The organism is Arthrobacter sp. Y3221087 (genome assembly GCF_059089905.1).
In genome coordinates this window covers 1,781,800-1,798,525 of the sequence record NZ_JBNHFE010000001.1, presented here as the reverse complement: position 1 = coordinate 1,798,525, position 16,726 = coordinate 1,781,800, and the positions used below count along the sequence as shown (strand labels likewise).

Annotated in this window: 14 protein-coding genes; 3 read left to right on the top strand and 11 right to left on the bottom strand. The window is 65.7% G+C overall.

Annotation, left to right across the window (positions count from 1 at the left end):
• Positions 1-66: 66 nt before the first annotated feature.
• Together AC5RUO_RS08540 and AC5RUO_RS08535 are read right to left on the bottom strand one after the other, a co-directional pair.
• Positions 67-453, bottom strand: coding sequence for a HesB/IscA family protein (locus AC5RUO_RS08540; protein ID WP_009359026.1), 387 nt, complete (start codon positions 451-453; stop codon positions 67-69).
• A 162-nt stretch (positions 454-615) separates the two neighbouring features.
• Entirely contained in the window at positions 616-2,073 is a 1,458-nt protein-coding gene (locus AC5RUO_RS08535; protein WP_494103254.1) for a dipeptidase, read from the bottom strand.
• 91 nt (positions 2,074-2,164) lie between these two features.
• Between AC5RUO_RS08535 and AC5RUO_RS08530 the strand changes: the two genes are divergently transcribed.
• Positions 2,165-2,767, top strand: a complete 603-nt coding sequence (locus tag AC5RUO_RS08530; protein ID WP_494009212.1) for a DUF3043 domain-containing protein — start codon at positions 2,165-2,167, stop codon at positions 2,765-2,767.
• A 74-nt stretch (positions 2,768-2,841) separates the two neighbouring features.
• Here the strand turns inward: AC5RUO_RS08530 and AC5RUO_RS08525 are convergent, their stop codons facing one another.
• Positions 2,842-3,912 (bottom strand): quinone-dependent dihydroorotate dehydrogenase, encoded by a 1,071-nt coding sequence (locus AC5RUO_RS08525; protein WP_494103253.1) that lies wholly within the window; start codon positions 3,910-3,912, stop codon positions 2,842-2,844.
• Between the two features lie 75 nt (positions 3,913-3,987).
• Between AC5RUO_RS08525 and AC5RUO_RS08520 the strand changes: the two genes are divergently transcribed.
• On the top strand, positions 3,988-4,989 hold the full coding sequence (locus AC5RUO_RS08520; protein WP_494103252.1) for an alpha/beta hydrolase: 1,002 nt from the start codon (positions 3,988-3,990) through the stop codon (positions 4,987-4,989).
• Between the two features lie 341 nt (positions 4,990-5,330).
• On the opposite strand, the gene AC5RUO_RS08515 is transcribed toward AC5RUO_RS08520, so the two are convergent.
• The 3 genes from AC5RUO_RS08515 to leuA all read right to left on the bottom strand — a co-directional run bounded on the left by AC5RUO_RS08515 (position 5,331) and on the right by leuA (position 8,759).
• Positions 5,331-6,176 (bottom strand): isoprenyl transferase, encoded by an 846-nt coding sequence (locus AC5RUO_RS08515; RefSeq protein ID WP_494009215.1) that lies wholly within the window; start codon positions 6,174-6,176, stop codon positions 5,331-5,333.
• A gap of 2 nt (positions 6,177-6,178) precedes the next feature.
• Complete coding sequence (gene recO, locus AC5RUO_RS08510) at positions 6,179-6,931, bottom strand: DNA repair protein RecO (protein WP_494009216.1); 753 nt, start codon at positions 6,929-6,931, stop codon at positions 6,179-6,181.
• 88 nt (positions 6,932-7,019) lie between these two features.
• Entirely contained in the window at positions 7,020-8,759 is a 1,740-nt protein-coding gene (gene leuA, locus AC5RUO_RS08505; RefSeq protein WP_494103251.1) for a 2-isopropylmalate synthase, read from the bottom strand.
• Between the two features lie 252 nt (positions 8,760-9,011).
• Between leuA and AC5RUO_RS08500 the strand changes: the two genes are divergently transcribed.
• Positions 9,012-10,964 (top strand): M13 family metallopeptidase, encoded by a 1,953-nt coding sequence (locus AC5RUO_RS08500; RefSeq protein ID WP_494009218.1) that lies wholly within the window; start codon positions 9,012-9,014, stop codon positions 10,962-10,964.
• A gap of 79 nt (positions 10,965-11,043) precedes the next feature.
• Here AC5RUO_RS08500 and AC5RUO_RS08495 read toward each other — a convergent pair whose 3' ends face one another.
• The 5 genes from AC5RUO_RS08495 to AC5RUO_RS08475 form a co-directional block, all read right to left on the bottom strand.
• Positions 11,044-12,501 (bottom strand): LCP family protein, encoded by a 1,458-nt coding sequence (locus tag AC5RUO_RS08495; protein ID WP_494103250.1) that lies wholly within the window; start codon positions 12,499-12,501, stop codon positions 11,044-11,046.
• A 221-nt stretch (positions 12,502-12,722) separates the two neighbouring features.
• Positions 12,723-13,679 (bottom strand): GTPase Era, encoded by a 957-nt coding sequence (gene era / locus AC5RUO_RS08490; RefSeq protein ID WP_494009220.1) that lies wholly within the window; start codon positions 13,677-13,679, stop codon positions 12,723-12,725.
• Entirely contained in the window at positions 13,663-14,994 is a 1,332-nt protein-coding gene (locus AC5RUO_RS08485; RefSeq protein WP_494009221.1) for a hemolysin family protein, read from the bottom strand. Before AC5RUO_RS08485 ends, era begins: the two co-directional genes overlap by 17 nt.
• Entirely contained in the window at positions 14,991-15,464 is a 474-nt protein-coding gene (ybeY, locus tag AC5RUO_RS08480) for an rRNA maturation RNase YbeY (protein WP_009358798.1), read from the bottom strand. Before ybeY ends, AC5RUO_RS08485 begins: the two co-directional genes overlap by 4 nt.
• On the bottom strand, positions 15,461-16,546 hold the full coding sequence (locus tag AC5RUO_RS08475; protein WP_494009223.1) for a PhoH family protein: 1,086 nt from the start codon (positions 16,544-16,546) through the stop codon (positions 15,461-15,463). Before AC5RUO_RS08475 ends, ybeY begins: the two co-directional genes overlap by 4 nt.
• Between the last annotated feature and the right edge of the window lie 180 nt (positions 16,547-16,726).

Below are 16,726 nucleotides of genomic sequence, written 5' to 3'. Positions count from 1 at the left end.
GGCGCCGTGCCTCCAACCAATGTTCATGGCGGGGGCACGGCGCCGACACCGGGCGACACAACCGGCTTAGTGGAAGGAGTCTCCACACGCGCAGGAGCCACCGGCATTGGGGTTGTCGATGGTGAAGCCCTGCTTCGAAATGGTGTCCTCGAAGTCGATGCTTGCGCCGCTGAGGTACGGGACGCTCATCTTATCCACGACAACCTCGACGCCGTCGAAGTCCCGGACGGCATCTCCGTCGAGGAGCCGCTCGTCAAAGTAAAGCTGGTAGATCAGTCCTGAGCAGCCGCCGGGCTGCACTGCAACCCGAAGGCGCAAATCCGTACGGCCTTCCTGCTCGAGAAGACTGCGGACCTTGCCTGCTGCGACGTCGGTCAGGTTGACCTCGTGAACCGGCAGCTCGCCGGCAGCGCTGGTGGTTTCGGTGCTGTTCTCATTGGTTGCGGTGCTCATTGGCCTACCTTCTTAGGACGGGTCCTGGCGGCTCCGCCTTGGCGGTGCCAGCCCCTACGGATTGGGGTACGGGCTATAGCTACATGCTACGCGGGACAGCCTTGTAGCTCTAACTCCTAACGTAACCAAGGAAGGCCGCCTCTTGTTCCCCGCGCGCCGCTTTCAGTCCCCCCGGCGCCGTAATCCCTGGCTGTTCAGCCGCACGAGCATCAGCGCCTCGGCCAGGATGGCTTTCCGGAAGTCCCCGAGGTGGAGGGATTCGTTGGCGCTGTGGGCGCGGGAGTCCGGATCCTCCACGCCCGTCACCAGGATCTGCGCGTCCGGATAGAGCTCCAGCAGGTCCGCGATGAAGGGGATCGAACCGCCGATGCCGGTTTCGACGGCCGGGACACCCCAGGCCTCGCCGAGGGCCCACATGGCCACCTGTGCGGCCGGCGAGGAGGTATCGGTCTGGAAGGGGTTGCCGCTCTCCCCCGGCGTGAAGATGATCCTGGCGCCGAACGGCGCGTTGGCTTCGACGTGCCGGCGCACCGCGTCCATGGCGGCCGCGGGATCCTGGCCGGGGGCGAGCCGAAGGCTGAATTTGGCACGGGCCCGTGGCAGCAGCGTGTTGGATGCGACGGCCACCGCCGGGGCATCGATACCGATGATCGACAGGGCCGGCTTCGTCCACAGGCGCGAGGCGATGCTGCCCGATCCGGCGAGCCGGACGCCGTCGAGCACGGATGCATCGGCGCGGTAGTCGGCTTCGGGGAGGTCCACTGCGGCCTGGTCCGTGGCGACGAGGCCGTCGATGGCAACGTTGCCATCGACATCATGGAACGTCGCGATCAGGCGGGACAGCAGCGTGGGCGCGTCCAGCACAGGACCGCCGTACATGCCGGAATGCACCGCGTGTTCCAGTACCTGCACTTCAACGGTGCCGTCCACGAGCCCCCGCAGGCTGGTGGTGAGCGCGGGAACGCCCACCTTCCAGTTGCTTGAATCGGCGACGACGATGACGTCAGCCCGCAGCAGGTCCCGGTGGGCTTCGAGGAACTGACGGAATGTGGGTGATCCGGCTTCCTCCTCCCCTTCGAAGAAGAAGGTGACGCCGAGGCCCAGCGCCTCACCGAGGACCTCGGAAACGGCGGTGTAGGCGGCAATGTGGGCCATGATGCCCGCTTTGTCATCCGCCGCACCCCGCCCGTAGAGGCGCCCGTCCTTCTCCTCTGCGGTGAATGGCTGCGTCTTCCAAAGCGTTTCGTCTCCGGCCGGCTGGACGTCGTGGTGGGCGTAGAGCAGGATGGTGGGCTTGCCCTCGGCGGCTGGACGGCGGGCCACGACGGCCGGACCCCCTGGAGTGCCGTCGTCCTTCATGCAACCGAGGACCTGCACCGGTTCAAGGCCAGCAGCGCGGAGCAGTTCCGCGACTGCTTCCGCGCTGCGTTCCAGCGGCGCCCGTTCGAAGCTTGGCCAGGCAATGCCCGGGATGGCGACGAGTTCCTTGAGCCGGGCCAGGGTCCGGTCAAAGGCCTGATCGATTGACGCGCGGAGTTCTTCCGTGACATTTTGTCCTGCCCGGCCCGGGGTGACGGGACCGGCCGGGTTAAAGGCAGCAGCCTGGGGTGATGAAGTCATGGCGAAAACATTACCCCCGTCACATCCCGGCCCCTGGGAGCCCACGACCGGGAGGGCGGCCTGCGCCGGCCTGCAAGGGTATTCTGTTCTGGTGTTCGGACGTAAAAAGGAAGCGCCCTCGGCGCAGGAATCAGTAGACCGGCAGGCGGCAGACGCTGCGGCGCAGCCTGGCAGCGTTGTTGGCAAGGGAGCCCCAACCCCCACCCGCAAGGCGCAGGAAGCGGCGCGAAAGCGTCCGCTGGTGCCGGAGGACCGCAAGGCGTCCAAGGCCGCCGAGCGCCAGGCGATCCAGGACCAGCGGCAGAAAATGCGCCAGGCGCTGGACACCGGCGACGAGAGGTTCCTCCCCCTGCGGGATAAGGGCCCGCAGAAGCGGTTCGCCCGCGATTACGTGGATGCCCGCTTCAGCCTCGGCGAATACCTGATGTTCGGAGCCCTGGTTTTTGTCCTGGTATCCCTGGTGGTGCCTGCTTCGAGCGACCTGATGATCTACGTCCTGGGTGGATTCTGGGTCATGTTCCTGGCCGTATTCCTGGACGTGTTCATCCTGTCCCGCAAACTCCGTAAGCGGCTCACGGAAAAATTCGGCGAGGTGGAACGCGGCACCGTCTGGTACGGCTCCATGCGCTCCCTGCAGTTCCGCAAACTGCGCCTTCCCAAGCCCCAGGTCAAGCGCGGCCAGTACCCGGCCTGAGCAAACGGCACCAGCTGCAGCAACAGCAAACCCCGGCGGAATCATCCACCGGGGTTTGCCGCTTTAAGAAGTCCCTACGCCCGGCGGTTTTTCGCCAAAGCGCGGTTGATGCGGGCCGCCCAGAACGGGCCTTCGTAGAGGAATGCCGTGTAGCCCTGGACGAGTGTTGCTCCGGCATCAAGCCTGTCCTGGACGTCCTGTGCCGTTTCGACGCCGCCCACGGCCACGAGCGTCAGTGCATCCCCCGTTGCCTGCTTCAGGCGCCGCAGCACCTCCAACGACCGCTGCTTCAGGGGCGCGCCCGAAAGCCCGCCGGCCCCGCAATTTTCGACCTCGCCCGCAGGGCTGCTGAGACCGGTCCGGGCAATGGTGGTGTTGGTGGCGATGATGCCGTCCAGCTTGAGGTCCAGCGCCAGGCGGGCGACGTCGTCTATATCCTCGTCGCTTAGGTCCGGGGCAATCTTCACCAGCAGGGGCACATGGCGCCCCGCGGCCCGGTCTGCCTCCTGCCCTACCGCGGTGAGCAGCGGGCGGAGGGTTTCCACGTCCTGGAGCAGCCGCAATCCGGGCGTGTTCGGGGAGCTGACATTGACCACGAGGTAGTCGGCGGCAGGAGCCAGGCTGCGGGCACTGACCAGGTAGTCGTCCACGGCGTCGGCAAGTTCCACGGCCTTGGTCTTGCCGATGTTGACGCCGATGACGGGACGGACGCCTGCGTGCCTGCGCTGCAGCGCAGCACGGGCGGCCTTCAGGCGGGGGGCGACGGCGGCGGCACCGTCGTTATTGAAGCCCATCCGGTTGATCACGGCGCGGTCCTGCACCAGCCGGAAAAGCCGCGGCTTTTCGTTGCCGGGCTGGGCCTGCCCGGTAATGGTACCCACTTCCACGTGGCCGAAGCCCAGCTCGGAGAGGGCCTCGATGCCAAGGCCTTCCTTGTCGAAGCCGGCGGCGAGTCCGAACGGCGACGGGAAGGTCACGCCAAAAGCCGTGGTCTGCAACGACGGCGCCGGAGCCGTCACTTTCTGTAGGATTTTGCCGGCGCCGGAGACATGCGCGAACCGGATGCCCTTGAAACCGATTTTGTGGGCGCGCTCGGCGTCCATCCATGAAAAGGCCAGCCTGAAGAAAGTGGGGTAAACGCGCATGCCTCCAGTCTTCCGCCTCCGACTGCCTGTTCCAAAATCACACGGAGCGGATGCGGTCCGCATTAGCATGAATCCATGGGCTGGCAGCAGGACATCCTGGGTGAGGAGTTCGAATCCCTTGCCTTCACTGCGGCAGGCCCCGACGGCGTTGAACGGACGGCCACGCTGGTCCGGTTCCGCCCGGCCGGGGACGGCTCCGGCCAGTCCCGGGAGCCGCGCCGCGCCGTCCTCTTCCTCCACGGCTGGAGCGACTACTTCTTCAATGTGGACCTGGCACGCTTCTGGTGGACGGCGGGCTACGAGTTCTATGCGTTGGATATGCACAACCATGGCCGGAGCCTGCGGCCCGAGTATCCGGGCGGCTATGTATCGGACCTGGCCGACTATGACGCGGAAATTGAAGAGGCCATCCGCCTTATCAGCCGGGAGGGTGCGGCGGGGCCGTTGACCCTGATGGGTCATTCCACCGGCGGCCTTGTGGCCGTGCTGTGGGCAAGCAGGCGGCCCGGGAGCGTGTCGCACTTGATCCTGAACAGCCCCTGGCTGGAAATGCACGGCAACAGCCTGGTGCGGCGGGCAGCCTCCGGCATGGTGGGACCGGTGGCCCGTATCCGGCCCGAAGCCGTACTGCGGCTGCCCGAGCGCGGCTTCTACTGGCGCACGATCAGCAGCGCGGCTGAAGGCGAATGGCCCCTCGATGAACGGTACCGTCCGCCCATGGCCTTCCCCGTCCGCGCCGGCTGGCTCAGTGCGGTGCTGGCCGGGCACGCCAAGGTGGCGCGCGGGCTGAACATCGAGGTGCCCATCCTGGTCCTGCTCTCCCGCGGCAGCGCGAACGGGCTCTTTTGGTCCGAGGAAATGCGCCGCACGGACGCGGTCCTTGACGTCAACACCATCAGCGCCCGCGCCCTCACCCTCGGCCGGACAGTGACTATCGAACGGATCGACGGCGCGCTGCACGACGTCTTCCTCTCACCCGCCGCGGTGCGTGCGGACGCTTACGCCAGGCTGGCCCGCTGGCTGTCCGCCTACGGCGGCGCTCCCCTTCCGCCAGTCCCGCCCGGGCCGCATCCATGACGGCCGAATATCACGCCGTCGGGGAACGCAGCGGCGAGTGGACAGCGGATATCCTTGGCCCCCCCCCCGTTCCAGCAGCGAACGCTGCCGCTGGCACCCGATGACGAGGGCGACGTCGTCGCGACCCTCTGCGGTGCCCCGTCCCGGCGCCGGGGCCCTCCCTCGCCGGAGGGCCTTCCGGCGTGGACGTGGTCCTCTACGTGCACGGGTGGGCCGACTACTTCCTGCAGACGGAAGCGGCCGAATACCTCAGCCGCGCGGGTTTTCCCTTCTACGCCGTGGACCTGCGCAAATTCGGCTCAGCGGCTACCCCGCCGAGGGCCGCCCCGGGCTTTGAGTGTTCAGGCCTGGTCCCGGGTTACGGCGTCCACGGGCCGGGCGGCGTCGACTGCGCCCCCGTAGCGGCGGTCCCGCCGGGCATACTCTTCCACGGCAGCCCATAGCGTGCGCCGGTCGACGTCGGGCCACAGCGTATCCATGAAGACAAACTCGGCGTAGGCGGACTGCCAGAGCATGAAGTTGGACAACCGCTGTTCCCCGGAGCTGCGGAGGAAGAGGTCCACATCCGGAAGGTCCGGCTCGTCCAGGTACTTCTGGATGGTCCGTTCGGTGATGGCGTTAGGCTTCAACCGTCCGGCGGCGACGTCGGCCGCGATGGCGGACACCGCATCAGTGATTTCCGCGCGGCCGCCGTAATTGACACACATGGTCAACGTGCACGTGCTGTTGGCCGCAGTGTATTCCTCGGCCTCCTCGAGTTCCCGGATGACAGATCCCCAGAGCCTGGGCCGCCGGCCGGACCATCGGACCCGCACCCCCCACTCGTCCAGCTGGTTCCGCTGGCGCCGCAGCACATCCTTGTTGAATCCCATCAGGAAGCGGACTTCCTCAGGCGACCGCCGCCAGTTCTCCGTGGAGAAGGCGTAGACGCTGACGTATTCGATGCCCAGTTCGATGGCGCCGGCCATGACGTCCAGCAGCGCCGGTTCGCCGGCTTTGTGGCCCTCGATGCGCGGCAGTCCGCGCTGGTTCGCCCAGCGGCCGTTGCCGTCCATGACGATGGCGACGTGGCGGGGGATGAATTCCGCCGGAATGGACGGCGCCACGGCCCCGGAAGGATGCGGGTACGGCGCCACCACCGGGTGGGTGCGCTTGCGGGATACGTTGTTCTTTTTTCCCAGGGCCACTGTCAGCTTCGCTCCACATGTTTGAGGGATTTGAGGACTCGTTCGAGATGCCACTGCAGGTACGCCGCGACCAGGCCCGCGGCCTCCTTGCGGTGCACTGGCAGGGATGCATCCGCCGTGCCCCAGTCGCCCGTCAGCAGCGCTGCCAGCAGGACGACAGTTTCGGGGGCCGGCGCCGGTGAGCCGGGAGGCCTGCAACCGCTGCAGACCATCCCGCCCAGGGGGGCCGCGAACGCGGTGTGGGGGCCAGGCAGTCCGCAGCGGGCACATTCGGTGAAGCTGGGCGCCCAGCCGCCGGTGGCCAGAGCCCGCAGCAGGTAGGAATCGAGGATCAGGCCCGGTGCATGTTCATCCCGGCTGAGGGCGGCCAGGGCGCCGACCAGCAGGTTGTACTGGGCGGTGCCGGACTCGCCGTCCACGTCCGTCAGCTTCTCCGCGGTTTCGGTCATGGCAGCAGCAACCGTGTACCGGCCGTAATCGGCCGCGATGCTCCCGCCGTACGCTCCCTTGGCCACGGCCTGGGTGACGATGTCCAGGGTGCGCCCCGAGACCAGCTGGAGATCCGCCACCATGAACGGTTCCAGCCTCGCCCCGAACCGGCTGCTGGTGCGCCGTACGCCCTTGGCAACCGCACGGACCTGGCCATGATGCTTGGTCAAGAGGGTGATGATGCGGTCCGCCTCGCCCAGCTTGTGCGTGCGGAGCACGACGGCGTCATCCCGGTACGCGCGGGAGGCAAAAGAGTGTTGGGCCACGCTTTATCTTCCCATCCTCTTCGCTTCCCATCCCACCGGGCACACCTGTGCCGCCGGGTGGATGTCCCGGCGGCACAACTGGCAGGTGTCAGGCCTGTGCGTCCCGGATGGCGCGGTTCACGGCGGAGATGACAGCCTTCAAAGCGGACATGCTGGTGTTGGCATCGATGCCCACGCCCCACAGGACCCGGTCCCCCACTGCCGCCTCGACATACGCGGCGGCCAGGGCGTTGCCGCCCTCGGAGAGTGCGTGCTCGCTGTAGTCCAGGACGCGGACGTCCACGCCATCCTCGTGCAGGATGCTCAGCAGCGCTGCGATGGGACCGTTTCCGGTGCCGGTGCGGCTGACCTGCACACCGTCGATGGTGAGGGAGGCGTGCAGGGTCATGCCGCCGTCGTCGTCCGTTTCGGTCTTGACGGCACCGAGCGCGTAGCGGCCCCACTGCCCGTCAGCCTTGCCGGAGGGCAGGTATTCGTCCTGGAAGATCTGCCACAGCTGGGCTCCGCTGACCTCGCCGCCCACGGTATCGGTGCGCCGCTGGATGACGCCGGAGAACTCAATCTGCGCGCGGCGCGGCAGGTCCAGGCTGTGCTCGTTCTTGAGCAGGTAGGCCACGCCGCCCTTGCCGGACTGGGAGTTCACGCGGATGACGGCCTCGTAGCTACGGCCCAGGTCCTTGGGGTCGATGGGCAGGTACGGAACCTGCCAGGTGAAGTCCGCCACGTCCTTCCCGGCGGCAGCTGCATCGCGTTCCAGCGCCTCGAAGCCCTTCTTGATGGCGTCCTGGTGGGAGCCGGAGAACGCCGTGAAAACGAGGTCGCCACCGTACGGGGACCGTTCCGGAACGGGCAGCTGGTTGCAATACTCCACGGTGCGGCGGATGTCGTCGATGTCGGAGAAGTCGATCATCGGGTCGATGCCCTGGACAAGCAGGTTCAGGCCCAGGGTGACCAGGTCCACGTTGCCGGTCCGCTCGCCGTTGCCGAAGAGGCAGCCCTCGATACGGTCCGCGCCGGCCATGTATCCCAGTTCGGCTGCGGCCACGCCCGTGCCGCGGTCGTTGTGCGGGTGCAGGGACAGGATGATGCCCTCGCGGGGGTGCAGGTGGCGGCTCATCCACTCGATGGAATCCGCGTACATGTTGGGCGTGGCCATTTCCACGGTGGCGGGCAGGTTGATGATGACCTGGCGGTCTGCCGAGGCTTCGAAGACGTCGGCGACGGCGTTGCAGACGCGGACTGCGTACTCCAGCTCTGTTCCCGTGAAGGACTCCGGCGAGTACTCGTAGGTGACGTGGGTATCACCCAGGGTTTCCTCGTACTTCTTGCACAGCCGCGCACCCTGCAGCGCGATGTCCAGAATGCCGTCTTCGTCCTGGTTGAAGACCACGCGGCGCTGCAGGACCGAGGTGGAGTTGTACAGGTGGACGATTGCCTGCTTGGCGCCGACCAGGGATTCGTACGTCCGCTCGATCAGGTGCTCGCGGGCCTGCGTCAGGACCTGGATGGTGACGTCGTCCGGGATGTGGTTGCCCTCGATCAGCTGGCGGACGAAGTCGAAGTCAGTCTGGGATGCGGACGGGAAACCCACCTCGATTTCCTTATAGCCCATGCGGACCAGCAGGTCGAACATCTTCATCTTGCGTGCCGGGCTCATGGGGTCGATCAGGGCCTGGTTGCCGTCGCGCAGGTCAACTGCACACCAGCGCGGAGCCTTCGTGATGACCTTGTCCGGCCAGGTGCGGTCCGGCAGTTCGACTTTGATCAGGTCCTGGAACGGCGTGTACCGGTGGGCAGGCATTCCTGAGGGCTTTTGTGCGTTTCGCATTACGTGGGGCCTTTTCTGGAGATCTTCATTGAAAGGGTGGCCGGGCAACACAAACTCCGCAGCGAGGGATGGCCTTGCGCTAGATCGCGTCTGGGGCCTCGCCGCGGCAGCTAAGGAGAAGGAGCTCTGCACGCACATTCTGAGCGTAGCACGCGTGCGTAAGATGAAAGGGCACTACCGTCCGTAAAGTCCACCATGCAGACCTCTCCGGCGCTGGAGCCTGGATACGGAGCCTGCAGCAAAGGAGTTTCAGTGCCCATTTCGGGGATCGACCTTTCCACCATAGACCACACGGTCCGGCCGCAGGATGACCTGTACCAGCACGTCAACGGCGCCTGGCTGAAGGCCACCGAAATTCCCGACGACCGCCCGCTCGAGGGCACCTTCACCGCCTTGCGGGACGGTTCCGAGATAGCCGTCCGGGACATCATCGAGGAGGCGGCGGCCAAGGCCGGTTCGGCCAGCGGGATCGAGCGCAAGATTGGTGGCCTCTACAGCAGCTTCATGGATGAGGAAACGGTGGAGGCCAAGGGGATGGAACCCATCCGGCAGCGGATTGCGGACGTCTTCGCCACTGCCTCCGCCGCCGACCTCATTGCACTGGCAGGGCGGCTGTTCCGCTCCGACGTGGGTGGCCTCTTTTATATCTACCCGGCCCCCGACGCCGGAAATCCGGACCGCGTCCTGCTGTACACCGGCCAGGGCGGCCTGGGGCTTCCGGACGAGTCCTACTACCGTGAAGACAAATTCGCGCCCATGGTGTCCGCGTACCGATCACATGTGCAGACCATGTTCGGCCTTGCCGGCGTGGCAGAGGCGGAAGCCGCGGCGGGACGGGTGGTGGAGCTCGAAACGAAGCTCGCGGCACACCACTGGGACAACGTCACGCTGCGGAATCCGCAGAAGACCTACAACCTGAAGAGCGCGGATGAAGCGTCAGCCCTGTTCCCCCACCTTGCCACCTGGTTTGAGGCGGCGGGCATCGACGGGGACAAGCGGCAGGAGATCGTGGTGAGCACGCCGCCCTTCTTTGAAGGTGCCGCCGGGCTCCTGGACTCCGAACCGTTGTCCGTGTGGCAGGAATGGCTTGCCATGCGCGTGATCAGTGCCGCTGCACCCTACTTGTCGTCCGCTTTCGTTGACGCGAATTTCGCGTTCTACGGCACCACCATCAGCGGCACGCCCCGCAACAAGGACCGGTGGAAGCGCGGAGTGGCCGTGGTGGAGGCTGCCCTGGGCGAGGCCGTGGGCCAGATCTATGTGGCCCGGCACTTCCCGGAAACGCACAAGGCCCGGATGCAGACCCTGGTCGCCAACCTGATCGAGGCTTACCGCCGCAGCATCACGGGGGTGGGCTGGATGGGTGAGGCCACCAAGGCCGAGGCACTGCGGAAGCTCGAAGGCTTCCGGGCAAAGATCGGGTTCCCGGACGAATGGATCGATTATTCCGCCGTGGAGATCGATCCTGCCGACCTGCTCGGCAACGTGGAGCGGGCGCACAACGCCGACGTCGACCGCCACCTTGATGAGGTGGGCAAGCCGGTGGACCGCAACAAGTGGCTGATGACCCCGCAGACGGTCAACGCCTACTACCACCCGATGATGAACGAGATCGTTTTCCCCGCCGCGATCCTGCAGCCGCCGTTCTTCACCGCCGACGCCGATGACGCCGTCAATTACGGAGGCATCGGCGCAGTGATCGGTCACGAGATCGGCCACGGCTTCGATGACCAGGGTTCGCAGTTCGACGGCGGCGGCACCCTTCGGAACTGGTGGACGGACGAGGACCGGCAGGCCTTCGAACAGCTCACGGCCAAGCTGGTAGCCCAGTACGATGCCTTGTCGCCGTCGGCCGCCCCCGGGCATCACGTGAACGGGCGGCTCACCCTGGGCGAGAACATCGGCGACCTGGCAGGCCTGGCCATCGCCTACAAGGCGTACCTGATCAGCCTGGACGGCAGGGAACCGGAAGTCCTGGACGGCCTCACCGGCCCGCAGCGCTTCTTCGCCTCCTGGGCGGCCGGTTGGCGCCAGGTGATCCGGCAGGAAGAGGCCGTCCGCCGGCTTGCCACGGACCCCCACTCCCCCAACGAGTTCCGGACGAACGCCATTGCGAAAAACCTGGACGCGTTCCACGAGGCGTTCGATGTCACTGAACAGGACGGCATGTGGATGCCGCCTGCGGAGCGGGTCAGCATCTGGTAGGTCTCCCGGGACGCTGCCCTAACCGAAAGCGGGGCGCCACCCTGGTGGGTGGCGCCCCGCTTTCGGTTATATGGAGGATTTACTCCTGGACGATCAGGTACGGGTTGGCCTGCTGGCATGTCGCGTCGCCAGCCGTCTGGTTGACGATATCGTCGGGCAGCGCGGCCCCCGCCCCGGACCTGTAGGTGGTGCCCGAGGTAAAGTCCGTGCCGAGGTAGACCTGCACTCCTGAGACACCGGGGGCGGGAACCAGCTGGCCCGCCGGGATGCCCAGCAGTGCGGCGACGTCGGCGGCAACATCGGCGAAGTCAGAACCGTAGTAGACCACGGATTGTTCCACGGCTGCGTTTTCGAACTGGGCGGCCTGCGTGAACCCACCGGAGACCAGGGCCTGCACGATTTCCTGGGCACGGCCGGGGACACCGGTGCCGTTGGCCACCGTCACCGGCTGCAGCGCCTTGTCGTATGGTGGCGGCGCCGGAACCGTTTCGGTGGGGGCGGCCGACGGCGGTGCACTTTCGCCGGGCGCTGGCGTGGCGGGCGCGGTGGGGTCGGTCAGGTCCACGTCCTGCCGGAGCGCAGCGAAGAGCTGGGAGCCGGCTGGTTCGGCGATCTGGAGCCTGTTCGGATCAAGGTCCGCCGGTGTGGTGGGGACGGCGACGAACGCCACCTTGCTGATATCGATGTCCTTGAGCCGGTTGCCGATGGTCAGCAGGGTGGGCACGGAAGCCAGGCCTTCATCCACCGTCAGGTTCTGGGTCACGACGTCGGCGATCTTCAGCATCTTGCCGGGGTCGGACAGGGTGCCGTCGTCCTTGATCTTCCGGGTCAGCGACGAGAGGAAGCCCTGCTGCGCCTTGATGCGGCCCAGGTCGCCGCCGTCGGCAAAGGCATGCCGGGTGCGCAGGAAGGCAAGTGCCTGCTCGCCCTGGACCATCGAGGTGCCAGCAGGCAGCCGCAGCCGGGAGTCGGGGTCGTACACGGCGTCGCTGATGCAGACTTCCACGCCGCCCACAGCGTTGGACAGTTCCTTCACGGCGTTGAAGTCGGCCATCATGAAATGGTCCACTTCCAGGCCGGTGATCTTGTTGACAGTGTCCACAGCGCAGCCGATGCCGGCTTCCGTCATGGCCTCGTTGATCATGATGCCGCTCCGGGCAGGGTATTCCTGGCCGGTCTTCTCGTCCTTGCACTTGGGAATGTCCACCAGCAGGTCGCGCGGGAAACTGATGACGCTGACGCGTTTGTTGTCTTCCGAGATGTCCATCAGCATCATGACGTCCGATTTGCCGTACCCCGCGGAAAGGTCGGCTTCACCGTACTCGGCGTTCTTGCCGTCCCGTGTGTCCGAGCCCAGGATGAGGATCTGCATCCTGCCCGTCGCGTCGCTGACCATCTCGCTGTTGCCTCCGCCGGCGTTCAAGGGCGCCTTGGAAATGTTGTTCTGGAGGCGCAGGTACCAGAATCCGGCGAAGGCGAGGCCGCAGATGATGGCCACTGACAGGACACCGGTGACGATCTTGATCCAGACGGGCATGCCGCGGAGTGGGCCAAGATGCCGTGCGGTCCCTAAGGCGCTATCGTGTGCGTGCCGGGATACCGGTCCTGTTCCCGCTGGCGCATCAGCTTCGTTGTCGCGTATATCGCGGCCTCGAACCACGTGGTGAACCTTCCTCTAAATTCAAAATCCGGCCCATTTTAGTGGTCCAGTCTGGGAAAACGCCGGGCGCCCGCCCGGCGGCGGCGGCACAGGCCGCATCAGAAACCGAGTTTGACCAGTTGCTTCGGGTCGCGCTGCCAGTCCTTGGCCACCTTGACGTGGAGGTCAAGGTAGATCCGCGTGCCGAGCAGGGCCTCGATCCCCTTGCGCGCGTTGGTGCCCACCTCGCGAAGCCTGCTGCCGCCCTTGCCGATGATGATGGCCTTCTGCGAAGGGCGCTCCACATACAGGTTTACGCGCACATCCAGGAGCGGGTTGTCGTCAGGCCGGTCCTCCCGCGGAACGATCTCTTCGACCACCACGGCCAGGGAGTGGGGCAACTCGTCCCGCACGCCCTCGAGCGCGGCTTCCCGGATGAGTTCGGCGACCATCACCGCTTCCGGTTCGTCCGTGAGCTCGCCATCGGGATACAGCGGAGGCGACGGCGGCATGTGGCTGATCAGGACATCAGCGACAGTATCCACCTGGAAACCGTCCGTGGCGGAGACCGGCACGATGTCCTTCCAGCCCTCCTCCCCCAGGACTTCGCGGCCGAGTTCCGCCACGGCAAGGAGCTGCTCGGTCAGTACTTGGCGGTCCACCAGGTCCGCCTTGGTGACGATGGCGATGACCGGCTTGCGGCCCACCGCCGCCAGCTGGGCGGCGATGAATTTATCGCCGGGGCCGATCTTTTCATTGGCCGGCAGGCAGAACCCAATGGCGTCAACCTCAGCGAGGGTGTCCGCGACGAGGTCGTTCAGGCGCTTTCCAAGGAGGGTACGCGGGCGGTGCAGGCCCGGGGTGTCCACCAGGATCAGCTGGGCATCGTCCCGGTGCACAATGCCGCGGATGGTGTGGCGGGTGGTTTGCGGCTTCGCGGAGGTGATGGCCACTTTCTTCCCCACCAGGGCGTTCGTCAGGGTGGACTTTCCGGCATTGGGCCGGCCCACCAGGACTGAGAATCCTGCGTGGAAGCCGCCGAAGTCTTCCGGTGCTGCCTTATTTTTCTTGCTCACGTGGAACTCCCTGCTGGGTTGTGTCCGCCTCTTCGAGGAGGTCTTCAAAGTCAGTGTCTACTCTTGGCACCGGCGCCGCAATGATGTGGCTGACGCGGTTGCGCCGGCCTTCCAGCCGGTCCGCCCGGAGTGAAACCCCGTGGACTTCAACCTGGCTTCCCACGATGGGGACGCGGCCCAGCGCCTTGGCAAGGAGTCCGCCCACGGTGTCCACTTCGTCGTCGTCAAGCTCGATGTCGAAGAGCTCGCCCAGGTCATCGATGCTCATCCGTGCGCTGACCCGGTAGGAACCGTCTCCAAGCTCAACGGCTTCGGCGCTTTCGGTGTCGTACTCGTCCACGATTTCACCCACGATTTCCTCGATCAGGTCCTCGAGGGTGACCAGGCCGGCGGTGCCGCCATATTCGTCGATGACGATGGCGACATGGGTGGATTCCTTCTGCAGTTCACGCAGCAGGTCGCTCACGGGTTTGGACTCGGGGACGTACCGGACCTCGCGGGCCAGCGAGTCCACCAGGGGCGGTTCCGCGTCCGGGGCGAGTCCATGGACGGCGGCGGCCACGTCCTTCAGGTAGATGATGCCGAGGATATGGTCCGTGTCCTCGCCGATCACGGGAATCCTCGAGTAGCCGGAACGGAGGAACAGGGACATGGCCTGGTGCAGGCTCGATCCGGATTCGATGCTGACGATGTCCGTCCTGGGGACCATGACGGCGCGCACCAGCGTGTCGCCGAAGTCGAACACCGACTGGATCATCTCGGCTTCGGTGTCCTCGATCATGTCCGACTCGCTGGCCCGCTCCACCAGTTCACGAAACTCCTGCTCGCTGAAGAACGCCTCGTCACCGCCCGGCGCGCCGGGCGCGGCCGAGCTGCCCAGGGCCACGAGCCAACCAGGGATGGGCCCCAGGACCCAGGTCAGGAACCGGATCGTCGGGGCCGTGAACCGGACCACGGCGGCGGAGTGCAGCCGTCCGAGCTGGCGGGGCGAAACGCCCACGATGACGAATCCGAGCAGCGCCATGATGCCCGTGGCCGCCAGCCCGGCAAGCCAGATGTTGTCCAGCAGGCTGTAGAGCAGAACGGCAACAGCCACAGCGGAGGCCATTTCGAACCAGATCCGCCAGAACCGCAGCGCACGGATGTGGGCAACCGGCTGGGCAAGGATGCGGCGCATCGCGGTGCTCCGGCTCCGAAGGAGCGCTTCCTCCGCGTCATGGCGTGGAAGGAAATTAAAAGCGGCTTCGGCGGCCGTCAGCACCGCCGCGACACCCAGGAAAAGCAGGGCCATCGCGACCAGGAGCAGAGGCGTCACTGGGTGGTCTCGGCGGGTGCTTCTTTGCCGGTGAAGCCGGACAGGAGTTCCCGCTGGAGCCCGAACATTTCGGCCTTCTCCTCGGGTTCTGCATGGTCGTAGCCCAGCAGGTGCAGGATGCCGTGGGTTGTCAGCAGCAGCATCTCATCCTGGAGCTGGTGGCCTGCGTTCCTGGCCTGGACTTTTGCCACCTGCGGGCATATGGCAATATCGCCCAGCATGCCCTGCGGCGTGGGCCGGTCAGGTGTTCCGGGGGTGAGTTCATCCATGGGCACGGACAGGACATCTGTGGAACCGGGCTCGTCCATCAGCTCAAGGTGCAGCTTTTCCATCGCAGGCTCATCCACCAGCAGGATGGACAGTTCCGCCTGCGGATGAATATAGAGCTGTTCAAAGATGTACCGGGACAACGCAACGAGTTCCGCTTCGTCCACCTGGACCCCGGACTCGTTGTTCACCTCGATGCTCAAGCGCGTTCCCCCCGTTTTTCCTTGACTGCTGAATGTTTGGCGCGGGCCCTCTGGGCGTCGTCCCAGATGCTGTAGGCGTTGACAATGTCGCCAACCAGGCGGTGGCGGACGACGTCGGCGGCATCCAAAACCGAGAAGTTGACGCCCTCGATGCCCTGCAGGATGTCCTCCACGATTCGGAGCCCGGACCGGGTGCCGAACGGAAGGTCCACCTGCGTGACGTCTCCGGTAACCACCATCTTGGATCCGAAGCCCAGGCGTGTCAGGAACATCTTCATCTGTTCGGGCGTGGTGTTCTGCGCCTCATCAAGGATGATGAACGCGTCGTTGAGGGTGCGCCCGCGCATATAGGCCAGGGGCGCCACTTCGATGGTTCCGGCCGCCATCAAGCGGGGGATGGACTCCGGGTCCATCATGTCGTGGAGGGCGTCGTAGAGCGGGCGCAGGTACGGATCGATCTTGTCGCTCAGCGTCCCGGGCAGGAACCCCAGGCGTTCCCCGGCTTCCACTGCCGGGCGGGTCAGGATGATGCGGGTAACTTCTTTTTGCTGCAGGGCCTGGACCGCCTTGGCCATGGCCAGGTAGGTCTTCCCGGTGCCGGCAGGCCCGATGCCGAAAATCACCGTGTTGTCGTCGATGGCGTCAACGTAGGTTTTCTGGTTCAGGGTTTTCGGCCGGATTGTCCTGCCGCGGCTGGAGAGGATGTCGTGGGTGAGCACCTCCACAGGGTTCTGCAACGATTGGGTGCGCAGCAGGGCCACCAGCTGCTGCAGCACCGCCGGGCTGATGATGGTGCCGCGCGCCACGAGCCCGCGGACTTCATGGAGCAGCCGCATGATCCGGGGTACGTCATGGATGGGTCCGCTGATGGAAAGCTCGTTGCCGCGGACGTGGAAGTTGACGTCCGGAAACTGCTCCTCGATATACCGCAGCGCCTCATCGTGGCTGCCGAGCGACTGGACCATCTGATCGGAGTTGTCGAAAAGGACCACCTCAGTGCGGATGCCCGGGAGGGAGTGGGGGAACTCCCCGCTGCTGCCCTCTCCGGTGGACCGGCGCTTTCCGTTCGCTGATTCAGTCATAGTGATGGCCTGCTGGCCTGTGGTCCCCTCAAGGTCGGTACAGATTGTCTTTCCATATTACGCCAGCAGCCGCCGGCGCCGGATACGGGAACCGGCCGCATGGACGAAGAATGACCCAGTTCCGTCATTAGGTATCAACTTCATATCGGCCTCATATCGTTCCCGTTTCAGTTGGGCGCA

What these genes read in the sequence shown, in the direction of transcription:
- AC5RUO_RS08475 (WP_494009223.1), bottom strand. Translation starts at nt 16,546, where the DNA reads ATGACTGAATCAGCGAACGGAAAGCGCCGGTCCACCGGAGAGGGCAGC.
- AC5RUO_RS08540 (WP_009359026.1), bottom strand. Translation starts at nt 453, where the DNA reads ATGAGCACCGCAACCAATGAGAACAGCACCGAAACCACCAGCGCTGCC.
- leuA (WP_494103251.1), bottom strand. Translation starts at nt 8,759, where the DNA reads ATGCGAAACGCACAAAAGCCCTCAGGAATGCCTGCCCACCGGTACACG.
- AC5RUO_RS08520 (WP_494103252.1), top strand. Translation starts at nt 3,988, where the DNA reads ATGGGCTGGCAGCAGGACATCCTGGGTGAGGAGTTCGAATCCCTTGCC.
- AC5RUO_RS08525 (WP_494103253.1), bottom strand. Translation starts at nt 3,912, where the DNA reads ATGCGCGTTTACCCCACTTTCTTCAGGCTGGCCTTTTCATGGATGGAC.
- AC5RUO_RS08495 (WP_494103250.1), bottom strand. Translation starts at nt 12,501, where the DNA reads ATGCCCGTCTGGATCAAGATCGTCACCGGTGTCCTGTCAGTGGCCATC.
- AC5RUO_RS08535 (WP_494103254.1), bottom strand. Translation starts at nt 2,073, where the DNA reads ATGACTTCATCACCCCAGGCTGCTGCCTTTAACCCGGCCGGTCCCGTC.